Annotated in this window: 18 protein-coding genes and 1 pseudogene; 13 read left to right on the top strand and 6 right to left on the bottom strand. The window is 68.5% G+C overall.

The features are described from left to right. Positions 1-224 precede the first annotated feature (224 nt). The 3 genes from PSK12I2_RS0121420 to PSK12I2_RS0121410 are packed head-to-tail and all read left to right on the top strand — an operon-like array spanning position 225 to position 3,651. Positions 225-3,053, top strand: a complete 2,829-nt coding sequence (locus tag PSK12I2_RS0121420) for a DUF748 domain-containing protein (protein WP_051398783.1) — start codon at positions 225-227, stop codon at positions 3,051-3,053. 17 nt (positions 3,054-3,070) lie between these two features. Continuing rightward, positions 3,071-3,355, top strand: a complete 285-nt coding sequence (locus PSK12I2_RS0121415) for a DUF2845 domain-containing protein (protein ID WP_017642680.1) — start codon at positions 3,071-3,073, stop codon at positions 3,353-3,355. Continuing rightward, positions 3,352-3,651 carry a DUF2845 domain-containing protein gene (locus PSK12I2_RS0121410; protein WP_027600003.1) on the top strand — a complete coding sequence of 100 codons (300 nt, stop codon included), beginning with the start codon at positions 3,352-3,354 and terminating at the stop codon, positions 3,649-3,651. The genes PSK12I2_RS0121415 and PSK12I2_RS0121410 overlap by 4 nt, the downstream gene beginning before the upstream one ends. A gap of 255 nt (positions 3,652-3,906) precedes the next feature. On the opposite strand, the gene PSK12I2_RS0121405 is transcribed toward PSK12I2_RS0121410, so the two are convergent. Then, positions 3,907-4,689, bottom strand: coding sequence for an NAD(P)H-dependent oxidoreductase (locus PSK12I2_RS0121405; RefSeq protein ID WP_027600002.1), 783 nt, complete (start codon positions 4,687-4,689; stop codon positions 3,907-3,909). 86 nt (positions 4,690-4,775) lie between these two features. On the opposite strand from PSK12I2_RS0121405, the gene PSK12I2_RS0121400 reads away from it, so the two are divergent. Then, positions 4,776-5,690 (top strand): LysR family transcriptional regulator, encoded by a 915-nt coding sequence (locus PSK12I2_RS0121400; protein WP_027600001.1) that lies wholly within the window; start codon positions 4,776-4,778, stop codon positions 5,688-5,690. A gap of 143 nt (positions 5,691-5,833) precedes the next feature. Continuing rightward, on the top strand, positions 5,834-6,535 hold the full coding sequence (locus PSK12I2_RS0121395) for a glutathione S-transferase family protein (RefSeq protein WP_027600000.1): 702 nt from the start codon (positions 5,834-5,836) through the stop codon (positions 6,533-6,535). A gap of 128 nt (positions 6,536-6,663) precedes the next feature. Here the strand turns inward: PSK12I2_RS0121395 and PSK12I2_RS0121390 are convergent, their stop codons facing one another. After that, on the bottom strand, positions 6,664-7,173 hold the full coding sequence (locus PSK12I2_RS0121390; RefSeq protein ID WP_027599999.1) for a nucleoside 2-deoxyribosyltransferase: 510 nt from the start codon (positions 7,171-7,173) through the stop codon (positions 6,664-6,666). 246 nt (positions 7,174-7,419) lie between these two features. Here PSK12I2_RS0121390 and PSK12I2_RS0121385 point away from each other — a divergent pair, with 246 nt between their 5' ends. Further along, positions 7,420-9,138 (top strand): diguanylate cyclase, encoded by a 1,719-nt coding sequence (locus PSK12I2_RS0121385; RefSeq protein ID WP_027599998.1) that lies wholly within the window; start codon positions 7,420-7,422, stop codon positions 9,136-9,138. Here PSK12I2_RS0121385 and PSK12I2_RS0121380 read toward each other — a convergent pair. Then, positions 9,135-10,580, bottom strand: a complete 1,446-nt coding sequence (locus PSK12I2_RS0121380; RefSeq protein WP_177324671.1) for a PLP-dependent aminotransferase family protein — start codon at positions 10,578-10,580, stop codon at positions 9,135-9,137. The two genes, PSK12I2_RS0121385 and PSK12I2_RS0121380, sit on opposite strands and share 4 nt — an antisense overlap. Positions 10,581-10,748: 168 nt before the next feature. Here PSK12I2_RS0121380 and PSK12I2_RS25655 point away from each other — a divergent pair. Beyond that, positions 10,749-10,856: pseudogene (locus tag PSK12I2_RS25655) on the top strand (hypothetical protein); the annotation flags it as partial. Between the two features lie 86 nt (positions 10,857-10,942). Here the strand turns inward: PSK12I2_RS25655 and PSK12I2_RS0121375 are convergent. Further along, complete coding sequence (locus tag PSK12I2_RS0121375; RefSeq protein WP_027599996.1) at positions 10,943-11,989, bottom strand: metal-dependent hydrolase; 1,047 nt, start codon at positions 11,987-11,989, stop codon at positions 10,943-10,945. 3 nt (positions 11,990-11,992) lie between these two features. Beyond that, positions 11,993-12,742 (bottom strand): alpha/beta fold hydrolase, encoded by a 750-nt coding sequence (locus PSK12I2_RS0121370; protein WP_027599995.1) that lies wholly within the window; start codon positions 12,740-12,742, stop codon positions 11,993-11,995. 141 nt (positions 12,743-12,883) lie between these two features. Between PSK12I2_RS0121370 and PSK12I2_RS0121365 the strand changes: the two genes are divergently transcribed. Continuing rightward, positions 12,884-13,588, top strand: coding sequence for a glutathione S-transferase N-terminal domain-containing protein (locus tag PSK12I2_RS0121365; RefSeq protein ID WP_027599994.1), 705 nt, complete (start codon positions 12,884-12,886; stop codon positions 13,586-13,588). Positions 13,589-13,656: 68 nt separating this feature from the next. Here the strand turns inward: PSK12I2_RS0121365 and PSK12I2_RS24710 are convergent, their stop codons facing one another. Next, positions 13,657-13,923, bottom strand: coding sequence for a DksA/TraR family C4-type zinc finger protein (locus PSK12I2_RS24710; RefSeq protein WP_027599993.1), 267 nt, complete (start codon positions 13,921-13,923; stop codon positions 13,657-13,659). Between PSK12I2_RS24710 and PSK12I2_RS0121355 the strand changes: the two genes are divergently transcribed. From PSK12I2_RS0121355 to PSK12I2_RS0121335, 5 genes are all read left to right on the top strand, one after another. Next, positions 13,922-14,758, top strand: coding sequence for a CDP-diacylglycerol diphosphatase (locus PSK12I2_RS0121355; RefSeq protein WP_256204017.1), 837 nt, complete (start codon positions 13,922-13,924; stop codon positions 14,756-14,758). The two genes, PSK12I2_RS24710 and PSK12I2_RS0121355, sit on opposite strands and share 2 nt — an antisense overlap. A gap of 22 nt (positions 14,759-14,780) precedes the next feature. Beyond that, positions 14,781-14,993 carry a hypothetical protein gene (locus PSK12I2_RS0121350; RefSeq protein ID WP_007161022.1) on the top strand — a complete coding sequence of 71 codons (213 nt, stop codon included), beginning with the start codon at positions 14,781-14,783 and terminating at the stop codon, positions 14,991-14,993. Between the two features lie 241 nt (positions 14,994-15,234). After that, complete coding sequence (locus PSK12I2_RS0121345; RefSeq protein ID WP_371099603.1) at positions 15,235-15,876, top strand: TIGR04211 family SH3 domain-containing protein; 642 nt, start codon at positions 15,235-15,237, stop codon at positions 15,874-15,876. Positions 15,877-15,991: 115 nt separating this feature from the next. Then, positions 15,992-16,579 carry an NUDIX domain-containing protein gene (locus PSK12I2_RS0121340; protein ID WP_027599990.1) on the top strand — a complete coding sequence of 196 codons (588 nt, stop codon included), beginning with the start codon at positions 15,992-15,994 and terminating at the stop codon, positions 16,577-16,579. Positions 16,580-16,582: 3 nt separating this feature from the next. Then, positions 16,583-17,455, top strand: a complete 873-nt coding sequence (locus tag PSK12I2_RS0121335; protein ID WP_027599989.1) for an oxygenase MpaB family protein — start codon at positions 16,583-16,585, stop codon at positions 17,453-17,455. The last annotated feature ends 432 nt before the right edge of the window (positions 17,456-17,887 follow it).

Genomic DNA, 17,887 nt, shown 5'->3' with positions numbered 1-17,887 from the left:
ATCCACCTGACCACTGATCGGTCGTGCGTCCGCGCCACTCGTCCGGATTGGCGAAAATGTGAGCGATCCTGCAACCGCTCCTGTAATCGTGTCCCTGATGGCTCGCATAGCCAGCAGTGCTTTTGGGACGGCCAGCGCCCTCGCCGCCGGGAGCGCCGTGCCATAATCCGGGCACCTTCGCCGTCCCAGATGCCTGCATGTCCAGAATTGTGAAAGCGAGCCTCGTGCTGCTCGTGCTCTTGGCCCTCTACAGTCTGCTCGGATTCCTGGTCGGACCGCGCCTCGCCCTGCACTACCTCAACCAGACGCTGGCCGAGCGCCTCACCCAGCCGGCCAGTCTGCAGGCGCTGAGGTTCAATCCCTTCACCCTGCAGCTGCACGCCGAAAAGCTGCTGATCGGCCCGACTGAGCATCCTGTAATCGCCGCCGAAGGCTTCTCGGCCGATCTGCAGTGGGACAGCCTCTGGCGGCGCACCCTGCACCTGACCGAGGTGCGCCTCGACCAGCCCCAGGTCGATCTGCGCATCGCCAAGGGCGGCCAGGTCAATCTGGCCCAGCTCTGGCGCAGCGAGCCCGCTACCCCCGTCACGCCGACGCCGGCCGCCACGGAGCCCGGCCAACCCTTCCCGGTACACATCGAGCGCATCGCCCTGGTCGGTGGCCGGCTGCACTTCCTCGACGCCCAGGGCGCCCAGCCGGTGGAAGCCACCTTCACCCCCCTGGATGCCACCCTGCAGGAGTTCCGCACCCGCAGCGGCGACGCCCCCGGCCAGCTGGCACTGACCGCCACCACCGCCCAGGGCGGCCAGCTCACCTGGAAGGGCAGCCTGGATCTCTTGCCGCTGCGCAGCGAAGGTGAACTGACCCTCAGGGGCGTCAGCCTCGCGCCCTGGTGGCCCTATGTACGCAACCAGTTGCCCCTGGCGCTGGGCAAGGGGCGGCTGGAAGCCAGCGCCCACTACCGCCTGGACCTGAGCAAGACCCTGCAACTGCAGCTCAGCCAGGGCCGCCTGGCGCTGGACGACGTCGCCGTGCAGGCGGTGAACGCCGAACCCAAGGCCAGCTTCAAGCGCCTGGCCGCCGAGGGCATCGCCCTGGATCTGCAGCAGCGCGAGGTCAGCATCGCCCGCCTGCGCGGCAATGGCCTGGATGCCTGGGGCAATCGCGAGCAGGGCGGCACGCTCGACTGGCAGAAGCTGTTCCCCGCCAGCGACGCCCCGAGCAGCGGCGGCCCGGGCTGGCGCGTGCGCCTCGACGACGCCCAGCTCAGCGACAACCAGCTGCACCTGGTGGACCGCGTGCCCCAGGAGCCGGCCAGTCTCTACTTCAGCGGCCTGGACCTGGCCGTGAAAGGCTTCGACAGCGCCGGCAGCAAGCCCTTCGACCTGGCGCTCAAGACCACCCTGGGTGATCGCGGGCGCATCACCGCCGATGGCCAGCTGGCGCTGACACCGCTGCAGGGCAGCTTCGACATCGGCATCGACGAACTCAACCTGCGCCAGGCTCAGCCCTATCTCAGCCCCTATGTGCGCCTGGAGATCCGCAGCGGCCAGCTGGCCAGCCGGCTCAAGGTGGCCCTGGCCCCGGGCGAACCCCTGGGTCTCACCGTCAGCGGCGCGGCGCAGGTCACCCAGGTGCATGTGCTCGACACCCTGCACCAGCAGGACTTCATGCGCTGGCAGCGGCTGGACGTGCAGGGCATCGCCTTCGAACTGGGCAAGCGGCTGGTGATCGACAGGATCGACCTGGAAAAGCCCTATGGCACCCTGGTGATCAACGAAGACCTCAGCAACAACTTCAGCGCCCTGCTGGTCCCCCAGCCGAAAACCGAGTCGAAGGACAGCTCGCCACCGCTGCAGATCCGCATCGGCGGGGTAAGCATCAGGGACGGCAGCGCCGACTTCGCCGACAACAGCTTGAAGCCCGGCTTCGCCACCAACATCCAGTCCCTGGAAGGCGGCATCGGCACCCTGGACACCGCCGCCTCCAAGCCGGCCGACATCCACCTCGCCGGCAAGGTCGATCGCTTCGCCCCAGTGGAGATCAAGGGCCGCCTCGATCCCCTCGATCCCCTGCAGCAGCTGGACGTGACCGCCTATTTCCGCCAGGTCGAACTCACCACCCTGTCGCCCTATACCGGCAAGTTCGCCGGCTACGCGGTGCGCAAGGGGCGCCTCGACCTGGATCTGCAATACCGCATCGACGACGGCAAACTGCAGGCGCAGAACCACGTGGTGCTCGACCAGCTGGAACTGGGCGAGCGGGTGGACAGCAAGGACGCCGTGGACCTGCCGGTGCGCCTGGCGGTGGCCCTGCTCAAGGACAGCCACGGTCGCATCGACCTGCGCCTGCCGGTGGCGGGCAATCTCGCCGACCCCAACTTCAGCGTCATGCCGGTGGTCTGGCAGACCCTGCGCAATGTGCTCAGCCGCGCCGTCCAGGCGCCCTTCCGCATGCTGGCGGGACTGGTCGGCGGGCACGAGGCGGATCTCAGCGCCATCGACTTCGCCCCCGGCAGCACCAGCCTCTCGGCCCAGGCCCGCGGCGAACTGGACAAGCTGGCCGCGGCCCTGCGCCAGCGGCCGCAGCTGACGGTCGAGGTCAAGGGGCATGCTGGTGCCGCCAGCGATGGTCGCGCCCTGGCCGCCAGCCAGCTGGAAAAGGACTTCCAGACCCAGTACTTCAACCTGCTGCAGCGTCGTGGTGACAAGGTCCCGGCCGATCCCAGCCAGTTGCAGGTGCCCGCCGACATGCGCGCGCCCCTGCTGGAAGGCCTGTACCGCCTGCGACTGCAGGCGCAACCGCCGCAGGAATGGGATAGTCTTGACGATGCCACCCGCACGGCGCGCCTGCGCCAGGCGGTGCTCGAAGCCTGGAGCGGCAACGACGGCCTCCTGCGCAGCCTGGCCCAGCAGCGCGCGGGCGCCATCAAGACCTACCTGGTGGACACGGCGAAACTGGACGCCCAGCGGGTCTATCTGCTGGACGTCAGCACTCAAGCCCAATCCGGCGAATCGCCCACGGCCGCGCAGTTGCAGCTCGGGGTGCTCTGACCGGTCAGGAGACCCCCATGCGTTGCCTGCTCGCCGCCCTCACCCTGCTGGTCGCCACCGGCGCCGCCGCCGATTCCATGAGGTGCGGCAACGCCCTGGTCAGCCGGGGTGATCGCGCCTTCGAAGTGCTGCAGAAATGCGGCGAACCCGCCCATCGCGACCTGGTGGGCTACGAACTGGGCCGCAACGAACGCCGCGAGGCGGTGATCGAAGAATGGGTGTACGGCCCCAAGAACGGCGCCAACTACATTCTCACCTTCGAAGCCAATCGCCTCTCTCGCATCGAGTTCCAGCGCCAATGAACCTGCGCCCCCTGCTGTTGCTGCTCCTGCTCGCCACCAGCACTAGTCAGGCCGCGTCGCTGCGCTGCGGCAGCGCCCTGGTCTCCACCGGCTCCACCACCCACGAGGTCCGCGGCAAGTGCGGCGATCCGCTGAGCGTCACGCCGCTGGGCGAACGCCAGGTCACCGATGGCTACGGCTATCGCCAGGTGGAATTCGTCGAGGAATGGGCCTACGGCCCCTGGAACGGCATGCTGTACTTCCTCACCTTCCGCGGCGGCCGTCTGGATCAGGTGGACAGCAAGAGAGCCAACTGAGGCTTGCCTTGTGAGATTCGCGTGGACGAGGCTGCGCCGTCGTCCACCCTACAGCTCGTAGCGTTTTCCACTGTCTCGACCAGGCCAACTTCGCTGCAGTCCATGCACTGCATGTAACCGCCCCCTCTCCCCTTGGGAGAGGGCTGGGGTGAGGGAAGCATCGTAGGTTGGGTTGAGCGTAGCGAAGCCCAACACCACCCCAGGCCCAGCCCCGCCGTTGAGCCCCGAGCCACGGAAACCAGGCCGCGCCAACCCTCACTTCTCCCGCAGATGAACCCCCAACCCCGTCCGCCCCGGCGCCAGCTCGGGCTTCAGGGTCAGCGCCGGAATCTCGTAGTCCCCGCCATTCTGCCGCCGGAACGCCAGGGGTGTGTCCGTGGCCAGCCCATCCAGCCGTGCCCCATAGGCCTGGCACAGCCGCTCGAAGGCGACCGCGTCGACCTTGCTCGTGCGATAGACCGGAAACGGCGGCAGCACGCTGAAACCGGGATAGAAGAGGATGCCGTGCTGGATGGGAAAGAGGATGTCATCCAGGCCCCCGTTGATCCCACGCGCGCTGTAGTGTGATTCCCAGCCGCCACAGGTCACCACCAGCATGGCGCGCTTGCCGGCCAGGGTGCCTTCGCCGTAGCGATCGCCCCAGTGGCTATCGCTGTGCTCGCCCACCCCATAGGCGAAGCCACAGGCATAGACCCGCTCCACCCAGCCCTTGAGGATGGCCGGCAGGGAAAACCACCACAGCGGAAATTGCAGGATCAGCACATCGGCCCATAGCAGCTTGGCCTGCTCGGCGGCGATATCCGCCGGTTGTCCACCACTGGCATAGGCGCGCTGGGAATCGAGGACCGCATCGAAACGCTCGCCGGATGCCAGGTGCGGGGCGTCCGCGGCATCCAGGGTGGCCTTCCAACCCATGGAATAGAGATCGGAGACCTGGACCTCATGGCCGGCCGCCTGCAGATGGGCCACGGCGAAGTCGCGCAGCGCGCCGTTGAGCGACCGGGGTTCGGGATGGGCGTAGACCAGCAGGACCTTCATGGTGATCACCTCGTGAGAAAGAGGTGCCCAGACTAGAAGCGGTCGCGCTATGCTGAAAATGAATTGCCGAAACAGCAGCCATTGCCATGCACAATAGCTTAAGGCGCCTCGACCTCAATCTGCTGGTCACCCTCGACGCCTTGCTCGCCGAACTCAACGTGACCCGCGCCGCACGCCGGCTCAACCTGGCGCAGCCCACCGTCAGCCTGCAACTCGGCCGACTGCGCCAGGTGCTCGACGATCCCCTGCTCTTGCCGGGTCCCCGCGGCATGCGCCCCACGGCGCGTGCCGAGTCCCTGCGCGAGCCGTTGCGCCAGGCACTGGCTGCGCTGGAAGACGCCCTGGCACCGGCCGCCCCCTTCGAACCGGCCCGCGCCGAGCGAACCTGGCGCATCGCCGCCAGCGACCACAGTGCGACCACCCTGCTCACCCCGCTGCTGGCTGACCTGCGTCAGCAGGCGCCCGGTATCCGCCTGGCGCTGCTGGACAAGAAGCCAGCGTTGCTCGCGGAACAGCTGGAGGGGGATCACCTGGACCTGGCGCTGGATGTGGCCGATACCGCCGCAGCGGGTCTGCGCCAGCGCCTGCTGTTCACCGAACACTATCTACTGGCGGGCCGGCGCGGCCATCCGGCCCTGCAGCAACCTGTGTCCCTGGACACCTTCTGCCAACTGGATCAGGCGCTGGTCTCGCCGAGCGGCGGCGGCTTCGCCAGCGTCACCGATCGGTTGCTGGCGGAACAGGGCCGCGCGCGGCGGGTGGTGCTGTCGGTGCCCCACTTCGCCACCCTGGCCAGTGTCCTGCTGGTCAGCGATCTGGTGGCCCTGCTGCCCGCCCAGATCGCCCTGAATCATCCCGGCCTGCAGGTCCAGCCGTCACCCCTGGCCATCCCGGGCTTCGACATGCTGCTGCTCTGGCCCGAACGCCTGCACCGCGATCCCGCCCATGCCTGGCTGCGCGAACGAATCGTCGCCAGCCTCGTGAGCCAAACGCCGGCCTGACCAATCGACTCTTTGCATGGAGGGCATACAGCGAGTTGGCTGTTGCTCCCCCGCCCTGGCCCGGCATTCTTGGTCACCTCAGACGAACGCGGCACGACCGCCCGCAGTCGCATGTTGCGTCACTGTCCCTTCCGGAGCCCGCCATGGCCAAGCTACGCCTCTTCACCTCGCCGTCCGCCTTCCCCAACCCGCAACGGCTGCGGCTGTTCATCCATGAAAAGGGCATCGCCGATCAGTTCGAGGAGGTCATCCTGAAGATGGCGCCCGAAGGCGAGCAACGCCAGTGGCAGCACCTCAAGCGCAATCCCTGGGGCGAGACCCCGACCCTGGAACTGGCCGAAGGCGGCTACCTGGCCGAGAGCGCGGCCATCGCCCGCTATCTGGACAACAGCCATCCCGGGCGCAAGGTCATGGGCGAAACGCCGCTGGAGCAGGGCCAGGACGCCATGTGGAACGACCGCATCTTCGTCCATGTGCTCTATCGCATCGTGACCATGTTCCATGTGCAGCACGAAGGCCTCGGCCACAAGCTCGAGCTGACCCATAACCCGCAATGGGGCGAGCATTGCCGCAAGGAAGCCCTGATGCACGCCGCGCTGGTGGATCGGCACTTGGCCGACGGCCGCGAGTGGCTGCTGGGCGGCGCAGCGCCGACCTTCGCCGACATCACCCTGTGCACCGCCATCGCCTTTTCCAAGTTCCCCACCAACCAGACGCCGCTGGACGAGCGCTTCGAGCACCTGGCGGCCTTCTGGGCGCGCTGGCAGCAGCGCGACAGCTTCCGTGCGGCCTATGCCGATGGCCACAGCGGACTGGACGAACTGGCGGCCCTGGCGCACGGCTGACTCCGCTGCAACCGCGCTCCTCCCCGGCTCAAGGCCCCGTAGCGTGGAAAACGGCGCAGCCTTTTCCACTGTCCTGACCGCCAGCCACCCCTCTCCCCTCTGGGAGAGGGCTGCACGCCCCCGCCCCGCTAGCCCAGCCGCTCGCGCAATACCGCCAGGGCCTCCTCCGGGCCCCCGACGACGATGCTGGCCGGCACCGCCAGCATCAGATTGAGCGGCAGGCCGAATTCCTCCAGCGTCCAGCCGTCACGGTCCAGCAGCCCCTTGCCCACCCACTCGGGATGGCGGGCGCGAATCCGCTCGGCCAGGCTGCCCGCCTCCGGCACATGGCCGACCACCGGCTTGCCCAGGGCGACGGCGTAGCCCACCTCGAAACAGGTGCCGCTGTCGGGCTCGGCGCCGCGAAAGAAATCCAGGCTGGCCAGGACGCCATCCGCCTGCCTGATCAGCGCCAGATTCTCCCGATAGATCCAGGCGGCCTGCGCCCCCGGCTCGGTCAGCTCCGGGGGAATGGCATTGTCCAGTGGAAACAGGCCCGTGCAGCCGTGACGGGCGCACAGTGCCTTGAGCGCCTCGCCCTGGGCGACGGCGTCGGGACGAAAGACCTCGGGGCCGGCAAGATAGATACGGGGTGGCATGGCAGGACCTCGCGAAAAGCGCCAGTGTAGAGGGTGGGTACTACCTCGTCTGCCTGACAAGGTTTCGTGATCGCCATGCCACTCGTGCTCCCGGCACGACCGTTTACGCAATAACCAATCCGCCCGCGCCCGCCTGTATACGTTTTGAAAGCTAGACCTTTTAAGATCGGCGCACCTTGAGAGCCTGACTCCCCCGCTGTCCGGAATCGGCTCGCCTCCTGGGCATGCTCGCTTCGGTGTCGCCTGATGTCTGGCCGTTTTCTGCTGACCGTTCACCTCAATCGACTGATCAATGCCTTGCTGGTGGTGACCTCGCTCGCCACTGCCTGCGGCATGGCCCTGCTCGTGCGGCAGGCCCATGAGAATTCGACAGGCATGCGCCTGACCCGGGATCAGTTGCCGGTCTACGCAGAGGCGCTGCGGCTGGTGGAAGCCGTCTCCGCCGAGCGTGGCCCGACCAATGCCCTGCTCGGCGGTCGTGGTGGCGATAGCCGTGAGCTGGCGCGCGCCCGAGCCCTGAGCGATCAGCGCTTCGCTCGTCTGCAAGACCTGCTGCAGGACTGCCAGCAATGCAGCGTGACCGCCGAGCAGGCGGCAAACGGCTATCAGGCGCTGCTGCAGGCGCGTGCCCGGGTCGAACAGCGCCTCTGGGCCACGCCCGACGATCCCGCGCCCCAGGACATCGCCACCCTGGTCCAGGGCATGTTCCGCGCCCTCGACAGCAACTTCATCACCGCCGACCTCACCCTGCACGACCTCATCCAGCGCAGCCCGGCCGTGGCCATCTACCTGGTCAATGCCAAGCTGGCCGCGCGCCTGCGCGACACCGCCGGACGCCTGGGCTCGCTGCTGACCCCCGCGCTGCAGGCGCAGCGCCTGCCCAGCGGCGCGGAACAGGTCCAGTTGCTGCAGACCCAGGGCCGCATCAACCAGCTGATGGACCTCCTGCGCAGCAATCTCAATCTGGCCCCCGGTCGCCCCGAACGCGATCGTTTCGTGCAGGTGCAGGAGCGCTACCTGGGCGAAGGCCTGGACTGGTACCACCAGACCCTCGCCGCCCTGGCGACCGGCACGGCGCCCAGTGCGGCCAGCTTCGCCCGGGGCTATGTCCCGACCATGGTCAGCATCCTGGAGTTGCGCGACGAAGCCCTGAGCCTGGCCCGCGAGGAAGCCGACGCCCTGGCCCGCGAGGCCCAGCTGCGGCTGCTGCTGACCATCGCCGCGGCGGTGGGCATCCTGCTGGCGCTGGGTACCGGCCTGCTGTTGCTCAAGCTGCGCCTGCTGACGCCGCTGCTGGCCAATACCCAGCGGCTGCTCAGCCTCAGCCGGCGCGCCCGACCGCTGGGGACGGTGGCCGAAGACGATCCGCGCACCCTGTTCGCCGCCTTCGCCCAGCTGGAGGACGAACTGCTGCAGGCCGACCGGCTGCGCCAGGAGCGCGACGCCCTGATCGCCGAACTGGGCATCCGCGCGGAAACCGACTACCTCACTGGTCTGGCCAATCGCCGCGCCTTCGAACGCGAGCTGGCGCAGGGGGTGACCAGCACGCCCGGGCAGCTGGCAGCGATCGCCTTCGATGTCGATCACTTCAAGCGCATCAACGACACCTACGGCCATGCCGCCGGCGATCTGCTGCTGCAACAACTGGCGCAGCGCTGCCGCGAACTCTTGCGCCCTGGCGATCGCATTGCCCGGATCGGTGGCGAGGAATTCGCCGTGCTCGCCGACGTGACCCAACCGGCCGACGCCCTGGCACTGGCCGAGCGCCTGCGCCAGGGCATCGCCGACACGCCCTTTGCCGTTGGCCCGACCGAGGCGCTGCCGGTCACCGCCAGCTTCGGCGTGGCGGTGACGCCGCGCCTGGCGGAAGGCGTCCCGGTTCGCTTGCTGGCGCAAGCCGATGCAGCCCTCTACCGGGCCAAGCATCGCGGGCGCAATTGCAGCGAGATCGCCGAACTCGGCTAAGCCAGCGTCGCCAGCGACCGCGGCAGCGCCTCGTCGAGCAGTCGGCAGGCGACTTCGCCCACGCGCCGCACGCCCTCCTCGATCCCTGGACGCTGGGCCTGGGCATAGTTCAGGCGCAGACAGTTACGGTACTTGCCCGAGGCGGAAAAGATGCTGCCGCAGGCGATCTGCACGCTCTGGGCGAGCAGTTCGCGATTGAGTCGATGGCTGTCGCAGGCTTCGGGCAACTCGACCCATAGCAGGAAGCTGCCCTGGGGCTGGCTGACCCGGGTACCGACGGGAAAGTAGCGCTGCACCCAGGCGCTCATCAGGTCGCGATTGCGCTGGTACTGGGCGCGCATGCGCCGGACGTGCACGGTGTAGTGACCGGCGGCGATGAATTCGGCGATGGCCAGTTGCGGCTGGGGCGCGGTGCAGCCGGTGCCTATGTACTTGAGGTGCAGGATGCGCTCGGCATAGCGCCCGGGCGCCACCCAGCCGACCCTCAGACCCGGCGCCAGGGTCTTGGAAAAGGAACTGCAGAGCACCACCCGGTCGTCTTCGTCGAAGGCCTTGAGCGCCCGGCCCCGGGGATAGCTGTAGAGCAGGTCGCCGTAGACATCGTCCTCGATCACCGCCAGGTCATGCTTGCGCGCCAACGCCACCAGCTGGCGCTTGTTCGCCTCGGGCATGCAGTAGCCCAGGGGGTTGTTGCAGCTGGGGGTGAGCTGGATGGCCCGCACCGGCCACTGCTCCAGGGCCAGCTCCAGCGCCGGCAGGCTGATGCCGGTGCGCGGATCGGTAGGGATCTCCAGCGCCTTGAGCCCCTGGCCCTTGAGGGTCTGCATCACCCCGTGAAAGGTCGGCGAATCCACCGCGACGATGTCGCCCTCCTGGCAGGTGGCGCGCAGGGCGATGGCCAGCGCCTCGTGGGCGCCACTGGTGATGACGATGTCATCGGCGGTGAGCACGCAGCCGGCGTCCAGTTGCAGCCGCGCCACCTGTTCGCGCAGCGCCGCCACGCCCTGGATGCTGTCGTAGGACAGCCCGGCATTGCCCGGCCGCCGCGCCAGGCGTGCCATGCCGGCGAGCAAGGGGGCCAGGGTCGGCGCCTCGGTATCCGGCAGGCCCCGGCCGAGTTGCACCCGCACCGAATCCGGGGTGGAGGTCATCAGCTCCCGCACCGGTTCCCAGCCGGACACCTCCACCGGCCAGCGCGCCGGCCGGGTCACCCGCGGCAATTCGATGGCGCGTCGCTCCAAGCGGACGAAATAGCCGGACTTGGGCCGGGGCTCCACTAGGCCGCGGTCTTCCAGCAGCCGATAGGCCTGCTGCACCGTGGCCAGACTGACCCCGTGCTCCTGGGCCAGGGCGCGCACCGACGGCAGGCGTTCGCCCGGTCGATAGAGGCCCTGTTCGATACGGCGGCCGAGGGCATCGGCCAACAGCTGATAGCGATTCATGCCCGGACTATAGCGGCGCAGACAGGCATCGCGCGCCATACAGATGGCCACGCCGCGCACCATACAGCTGAGCGCTGTAAGGCAGCTGTATGGCGGACAACCCATCGGGTTGGATCTGCCCCTGAAGCGGCTGGCGGCGGAGCATGGAGACAGCCCAGGAGAGACGCCATGCCCAGAGACCCCAGCCTTCACGACCAGACGCGCGCCAGCGGTTGCTGGCTGCTGTTCCAGCGCCAGCTGACCACCCGCCGTATCCTGCCGGAGCTTACCGATCGGGAACTGGCCGATGTCGGCCTGGACCGCCATACCGCCCTGCGCGAGGCCCGGCGCCCCTGGTGGCGACTGCTGCTGGAGGCCTGGCGTCAGTCCGGCAGGCGCGACAGTCGCGCGGCCCAGTCCGCCACTGGCGATGGCAGCTCCGGATGCCAGAGTCTGCGCCAGACCACCGCCAGCTGTTCGCGGCCCCCTCGCTCGCGCGGCCACAACGACGGCTCGGCGACCAGTCGCCAACCGCTCGCCTCGCGCTGAGCCAGGACGAAACGAAAGGTGTGGTAGCCGGTGGCGCCCAGGCGCAGATCGGTCACCACCAGGTCGTTGCCCAGGCGGTCGTAACGCAGCCAGTCATCAGTGAACCAGCGCAGCCGCTGCTCGGCCGGCGAATCGGCGAGGATCGGCGCCAGTTCGCCACCCCGTGGCAGGGGGATCAAGGCGGGTGGGCGTTCGTCGAACAGTCCCACCCAGGTCTCCCGGTAGCGCTCGGGTCCGTCATCCACCATGACCCGCCAGAGCAGGCTGGTGAACGGCAGCGGCGCGCTGAACAGGCGGGCATCCGCCTGCCCCTGGGCCGCCAGTACCTGGCGCACCTGGCGCTCGGCGGCGTACTTGGCCACCAGGGTCCAGCCCAGATAGACGGTGGACAACGCCAGCGCCGCCACGGCCAGCCGCGGCGAGCGTCCGCGCGGGCCGATCAGCAGCCCGGCCAGCACCGCCGCCAGCAGCGGCAGGGTATAGAGCGGATCGATGATGAAGACGCTGGACCAGGCCACCGGGGTCGTCGGCAGCGGCCAGAACAACTGGGTGCCATAGGTGGTGAAGGCATCCAGCAAGGGATGGGTGACCAGCACCAGCCAGAGCGTCAGGAACAGGCGTCCCTGGCTGTAGCCGGGATCGCGCCAGCGACCGCAGATCCCCGTCAGCAACAGCGCCAGTCCGGTCAGCACGAACAGCGAATGGCTGAAGCCGCGGTGATAGGTCATCTCCTTGACCGCATCGCCGTAGTCGATGACCACATCGAGATCCGGCAGGGTGGCCAGGGCGGCGCCATAGAGGATGGCGCGCCGCCCCTGCCAGCGACCCAGGAGTGCGGTCTGGACGGTGGCGCCGAGCACGGCCTGGGTCAGCGAATCCACCGGTCAGAGCTCCCGGGCGAAGTCGAGCATCAGCCGCGACAGGGCCTGGGGCGTCTGCAGCGGCATCAGGTGGCCGGCGCCGGGGATGACCTCCAGGCGGCTGTTGGGAAAGGCCGCCAGGGTGGTGCGGCGCTGCTCGTCCGGCCCCGGCACCTGCTGGTCGTCGGCGCCGCAGACCAGCAGCACCGGATAGTCCAGGGTGTCGATCCGCTCGCTCCAGTCCTCGCGACTGCCGTGATCGACCCAGGCGCGCCAAGCCTGCAGATTCAGCCGCTGGGCATCGGCGATCACTACCTCGCGGATGGCATCGGGCAGGCGGTGGGCGCTGGATTCGTCGACGAAGGCCTCGGCTTCCGCCCGGCTCTTGCCATAGGCGCGCTGGGCATCGCGATCCGCCTCGCTCATGGGCTGCGGTCCGGGCGGCGAAGGCGCTACCAGGATCAGCCCGACCAGATATTCCGGTCGGCGCGCCGCCAGCACCACGGCCACCTTGCCGGTCATCGAATGGCCGACCAGGATGCAACGCGTAAGACCCAGGGCGCGGATGCTGGCATCCACCTGATCGGCCATCTCGGCCACGCTGTAGCCCTCGACTTCGGCGGCGTCGCCGAAGCCCGGCGTATTGAGCGCCACGCAGCGATGTTCGCCATCCAGGTAGGGGGCGGTGGGAAACCAGGTACGGTGCGAGCCACCGAGAAAGTGCATGAGCACGAAGGTGGGCGAACCGCTGCCCTGCTGGCTGTGGGGAAGCATGGGAAATCCTCGGTGCGGGGCTGAAGGCACTCCTCAGATGGAGAGGTGGGCATCGCGCTAAGTTCCGCTTCGCTCGAGGCCTGGCAACCCGGGCCGCGCCGGCCGGTCTCACCAGAACCGCCCCCTTGCCAGGAGTCCACCATGGCCGATCTGTCGCGCTTTCCCATCACCCACCGCTGGCCGGCTCGGCATCCCGAGCGCCTGCAACTCTATTCGCTGCCCACGCCCAACGGCGTCAAGGTCGCCATCCTGCTGGAAGAACTCGGCCTGCCCTACGAGGTGCATCGCATCGATTTCGGCAAGGACGACCAGCACACCGCGGAATTCCTCTCCCTGAGCCCCAACAACAAGATCCCCGCCCTCCTCGACCCCGACGGCCCTGGCGGCGAACCCCTGGGGCTGTTCGAATCCGGCGCCATCCTGCTCTATCTCGCGGAAAAGACCGGGCGCCTGCTGCCGGAGGATCCGGCGCGGCGCTACCAGGCCATCCAGTGGCTGATGTTCCAGATGGGTGGCATCGGTCCCATGTTCGGCCAGCTCGGCTTCTTCACCACATTCGCCGGCAAGGACATTGAGGACCCCCGTCCCCGCGAGCGTTATGCAGCCGAAGCCCGGCGCCTGCTCGGCGTGCTGGATGGCCAGCTCAAGGGCCGCGCCTGGATCCTGGGCGCGGACTACAGCCTCGTCGACATCGCCACCTTCCCCTGGATCCGCGCCCTGCTGGAGGTCTACCAGGTGGCCGACCTGGTCGGCTTCCACGACTTCCCCGAGGTGCGTCGCGCCCTCGACGCCTTCCTCGCCCGCCCGGCGGTGCAACGCGGCCTGCAGATCCCGGCAGCGCCCTGATGCCGGGCGACGTCGAGCTGGGGCTGCGCCAGTGGCTGGAAATCGGCCCGGCGTTCACGCGCTCGGCCCTAGCGCAACTGACTGTCCTTGCTCGCCCGCCGGTTGTAGCCGCCGGCGCGCTGGTCTTCGGCGTCCTGCTCGGATTGGCAGCGGATGCACAGGCGCACGCCCGGTACCACCTGGCGGCGTGCTTCGGGGATGGCGTCGCCGCACTCCTCGCAATGGGTGAGGCTCGCGCCCCGATGCAGACGGCTACGGGCGCGCTGCACTGCATCGTCCACCGTGCTGTCGATCTGTTCCTGAACCGCGCCGTCTCCGGCCCAACCATTGGCCATGACTGATCTCCCAGTGCGTTGCCCTGATAGCCATTGGAAGCGCCGCGCGCGCAGTTGTTCGCTGCCGACCGGCGGCCGCTCGTCGTGGCGGCGTCTGCTGTCGCTGCTGATGCTGGGCATGGCGCTGACGGGCTGTGCCAGCCGCTACCTGCTGCGCCAGGTCACGACCGGGCTCTGCCTGCCCAATGCCCGGCTCACCGGTCTGGCGGCGCCCTGTCGCCAGGTGGTGGCGGATCCCGGCTTCGCCGTGCTGCGCGCGCCGGGTGAGCGACAGCATTTCATCCTCGTACCGCTGCGATCCCTGCGCGGGTTGGAAAGTCCGGCGCTGTGGCAGCCCGGCCAACCCAACTGGTTCGGTCTGGCCTGGCGCCAGCGCTGGTACCTGAGCGCCTGGGGCCGGGCGCCGGTGGCGGACGAGCGGATCGCCCTGGCCCTCAATGCCCCCAGCGGGCGCAGCCAGGATCAGCTGCATGTGCACCTGGCCTGTCTGCGGCCCGAAGTGCGCGCGCAGCTCCTGCCGCTGGCGCCCGCTCTGGACGAACACTGGCGCGCGCTGCCAAAGGCGCTGGCGGGCAGTCTTTATCAGGCGCGGCGGTTAAGCGAAACCCAGTTGCTGGCCGCGGATTTCTTCCAGGCCCTGGCCAACCGGCCGCCCTATCCGCTGCCGGATCCACGGCTGTCACTGGCGGTGGTGGCCTTGCCGAGCCGGGACGCCAGCCGCCAGTTCCTGCTGCTGGCCGGTCGCGCGGGCAGCCAGCCGGGCGACCAGGGTTCGGCGGAACGGTTGCTGGCGGCGGACTGCCAGGGAACGACCGCGGCCCCGGCGACTCAATAGCGCCAGCGCGCCAGGAGGCCCCATGCCGCAGGAATTCCAAGACCTCTTCGACTTCATCGATCAGCTGCTCGCCTGGTCCGACTTCTATCTCAAGTCCGGCCTGTTGCTCTGCGGGGTGGGCATGGTGGCCGGCGCGATCGCCTGGAAACGCTGGTGGGGCAAGGCGCTGGCCTTTGGCTGCGCCGGCCTGGGCGCGCTCGCGGCCCTGAGTCTGGATCTGCTCCATCGGCTCTGAACCGCCGCTGCAAGATCCTGAACGGCTTTGCCGCTTTTACCGCCTACCCCATGGCGGCAAGATGACACTGGCCGTCGCTTTCCGCCGCCAAAGCTTGAACTGCTTCACCGTCTCGAACAGAGGGCGCTACGGGTTGGCGGATAGATCGCGGCGGCTTGCTAGGGTACTGCCCCACAATAATCCGGCTTGCTCATCACGGCCTTCATCTTTTCAGCTCATGCATACAGACCCGATCATGCCCATGTCCCCAACTCGCCTGCTCTCCCGCCTACCGCATCTCGGCCTCTGCCTGGCTGCCTCCCTCGCTTCCCTGGCCGGCACCGCCGTGGCCCAGGAAGGCACTGCCCGCTGGGTCAGCGACAGCCTGACCACCTATGTCCGCAGTGGTCCCACCGATGGCTATCGCATCGTCGGCACCCTCAAGTCCGGGCAGAAGGTCGAGCTGATCAGCACCCAGGGCGACTACAGCCAAGTGCGCGGCGAAGGCGGCAGCACCGTCTGGATTCCCAATGCCGATCTGCAGGCCAAGCCCGGCCAGGCCGAGCGCCTGCCGCAGCTGGAACAGCAGGTGGCCGAATTGAGCGGCCAGCTCAAGACCATCGACGACAGCTGGAAGAATCGCGTCCAGGGCATGCAGGAGACCCTGGATTCGCGCAAGAAGCAGATCGACGAACTGGAGAGCCGCCGCAAGGACCTCGACGCCCAGCTCACCCAGGCCCAGTCCGAACTGCGCAGCACCCAGGCCAAGCTCGGCAACGAGAACAAGCAGGCGCTGATGCAGTACATGGTCTATGGCGGCAGCATCGCCGGCGCCGGCCTGCTGGCCGGCCTGATCCTGCCGTCCATGACCCGGGGTCGCAAGAAGAACGACCGCTGGTTCTAGACGTCGGGGGCCAGCCCTTCTCGCGGCTGGGCGGAACCCGGGGTCACGGGGCATGCCTCAGAAAGGCAGCGCTTCTGCTACCGTGGCCCGACGCCTCCTGTCCAGACGAGCCCCCATGCCCGACACCTCCCGCATTCGCATCCAGCAGGTCGAGACCCTTTCCGCCGACTGGGGCCTGCTGAAGAAGACCACCTTCGACTACCTGCGCCGTGACGGCAGCTGGCAACGCCAGACCCGCGAGACCTACGACCGCGGCAACGGCGCCACCATCCTGCTGTACGACCGCGAGCGGCGCACCGTGCTGTTGATCCGCCAGTTCCGCCTGCCGACCCTGGGCAACGGCCTGGACGACGGCCTGCTGGTGGAGACCCCCGCCGGCCTGCTCGACGCGGCCGCCCCCGAAGCGCGCATCAAGGCCGAGGTCGAGGAAGAGACCGGCTATCGCCTGGACAACGTCCAGCACCTGTTCGACGCTTTCATGAGTCCCGGCTCGGTGACCGAGTTGTTGCACTTCTTCGCCGGTGAATACCGCGCCGACCAACGCATCGCCGACGGCGGTGGACTGCACGAGGAAGGCGAGGACATCGAGCTGCTGGAACTGCCCTTCGACGAGGCCCTGGCCATGGCCCGCGACGGCAGGCTGCTGGATGGCAAGACCATCATGCTGCTGCAGTACGCGGCGCTCTACCTGCTGCCGCGCTAGTCCATGGAGCGGATCCGCAGCCGTATCGAGCAACAGGTGATGAGCCTTACCGGACTGGCCCTAGGCGAGGTCGACTACGAGCAACCACCGGGCGATCCCGGGTTGTTCGGGCCTGGCAGCGTGCCCTGGCGGGTGCACAGCGACTTCACCTGCATGCTGATCGGTGGCATCGCCGCCCTGCTCATGCAGACCCTGCACCCGCTGGCCCTGGCCGGGGTCTGGGACCATTCGAAATTTCGCGAAGACATGCTCGGCCGCCTGCGGCGTACCGGTCAGTTCATCGCCGCCACCACCTTTGGCAGCCGCGGCGATGCCGAGCGACTGATCGCCCGGGTCAAGGCCATCCACCGGCATATCCGGGGCCAGGCCGCCGACGGCCGCCCCTACAGCGCCGAAGACCCGGCGCTGCTGACCTGGGTCCATGTGGCCGAGGTCAGTCACTTCCTGGCGGCCTATCTGCGCTATTTCGATCCCCGACTGCCGGGCACCGAACAGGATCGCTACTACGCCGAAATCGCCCTGGTCGCCGAACGCCTGGGCGCGACCGACGTGCCCCGCTCCCGGGCGGAAATAGCCGCCTACTACCAGGCGATCCGCCCGCAGCTGGTGTGCGACGAACGCAGCCGCGAGGTCTGTCGGGTATTGCTGCAGGCGCCCGCGCCCAGCGCCCTGGCCAAGCCCTTCGGCGCCCTGATGATGCGGGCCGGCATCGACCTCTTGCCCGACTGGGCCAGCGCGGAGCTGGGTTTCCACCAGGGTCCGCTGCAACGGCAGCTGATTCGCACGGGCATAGGCGCCACCGCCCCGGTGCTGCGCTGGGCCGTGCGCAACGGCTCCTCGCATCGCGCCAGACGGCGGATGGGGATCGAGGACTGAGGCAGGTGGGGTCGGGACGACTCCATCGTCGAAGCCCAACAGCCCGAGGTACACCTAGGCATTCGGACAACCCCCTCTCCCCTTGGGAGAGGGTCGGGGTGAGGGCGCGCCTCGCGACGAAGCCCCAAGTGGAAAAGGCTGCGCCGTTTTCCACGCTACAGCGCTGCCTGGATAACCCCCTCTCCCCTTGGGAGAGGGTTGGGGCGAGGGCGCGCCTCGCGACGCAGTCACAGTGGAAAAGGCTGCGCCGTTTTCCACGCTACGGCGCTGCTTGGATAGCCCCCTCTCCCCCTGGGAGAGGGCTGGGGTGAGGGCGCCCCTCGAGACGAAGCCCCAGTGGAAAAGGCTGCGCCGTTTTCCACGCTACGGCGCTACCTGGATAGCCCCCTCTCCCCCTGGGAGAGGGTTGGGGTGAGGGCGCGCCTCGCGACG

Origin of the sequence: Pseudomonas sp. MOIL14HWK12:I2, assembly GCF_000510745.1 — a bacterium.
Lineage (GTDB): Bacteria > Pseudomonadota > Gammaproteobacteria > Pseudomonadales > Pseudomonadaceae > Chryseomonas > Chryseomonas oryzihabitans.
Note: the sequence above shows the minus strand (reverse complement) of the source record. Positions and strands in the feature narration are given on the sequence as shown.

Coding starts and splice junctions, on each gene's coding strand:
- PSK12I2_RS0121390 (WP_027599999.1), bottom strand. CDS start 7,173: ATGCCACCCCGTATCTATCTTGCCGGCCCCGAGGTCTTTCGTCCCGAC.
- PSK12I2_RS0121350 (WP_007161022.1), top strand. CDS start 14,781: ATGCCGCAGGAATTCCAAGACCTCTTCGACTTCATCGATCAGCTGCTC.
- PSK12I2_RS0121410 (WP_027600003.1), top strand. CDS start 3,352: ATGAACCTGCGCCCCCTGCTGTTGCTGCTCCTGCTCGCCACCAGCACT.
- PSK12I2_RS0121365 (WP_027599994.1), top strand. CDS start 12,884: ATGGCCGATCTGTCGCGCTTTCCCATCACCCACCGCTGGCCGGCTCGG.
- PSK12I2_RS0121395 (WP_027600000.1), top strand. CDS start 5,834: ATGGCCAAGCTACGCCTCTTCACCTCGCCGTCCGCCTTCCCCAACCCG.
- PSK12I2_RS0121355 (WP_256204017.1), top strand. CDS start 13,922: ATGACTGATCTCCCAGTGCGTTGCCCTGATAGCCATTGGAAGCGCCGC.
- PSK12I2_RS0121400 (WP_027600001.1), top strand. CDS start 4,776: ATGCACAATAGCTTAAGGCGCCTCGACCTCAATCTGCTGGTCACCCTC.
- PSK12I2_RS0121370 (WP_027599995.1), bottom strand. CDS start 12,742: ATGCTTCCCCACAGCCAGCAGGGCAGCGGTTCGCCCACCTTCGTGCTC.
- PSK12I2_RS0121345 (WP_371099603.1), top strand. CDS start 15,235: ATGTCCCCAACTCGCCTGCTCTCCCGCCTACCGCATCTCGGCCTCTGC.
- PSK12I2_RS0121335 (WP_027599989.1), top strand. CDS start 16,583: ATGGAGCGGATCCGCAGCCGTATCGAGCAACAGGTGATGAGCCTTACC.
- PSK12I2_RS0121415 (WP_017642680.1), top strand. CDS start 3,071: ATGCGTTGCCTGCTCGCCGCCCTCACCCTGCTGGTCGCCACCGGCGCC.
- PSK12I2_RS0121405 (WP_027600002.1), bottom strand. CDS start 4,689: ATGAAGGTCCTGCTGGTCTACGCCCATCCCGAACCCCGGTCGCTCAAC.
- PSK12I2_RS0121340 (WP_027599990.1), top strand. CDS start 15,992: ATGCCCGACACCTCCCGCATTCGCATCCAGCAGGTCGAGACCCTTTCC.
- PSK12I2_RS0121385 (WP_027599998.1), top strand. CDS start 7,420: ATGTCTGGCCGTTTTCTGCTGACCGTTCACCTCAATCGACTGATCAAT.
- PSK12I2_RS0121380 (WP_177324671.1), bottom strand. CDS start 10,580: ATGAATCGCTATCAGCTGTTGGCCGATGCCCTCGGCCGCCGTATCGAA.
- PSK12I2_RS24710 (WP_027599993.1), bottom strand. CDS start 13,923: ATGGCCAATGGTTGGGCCGGAGACGGCGCGGTTCAGGAACAGATCGAC.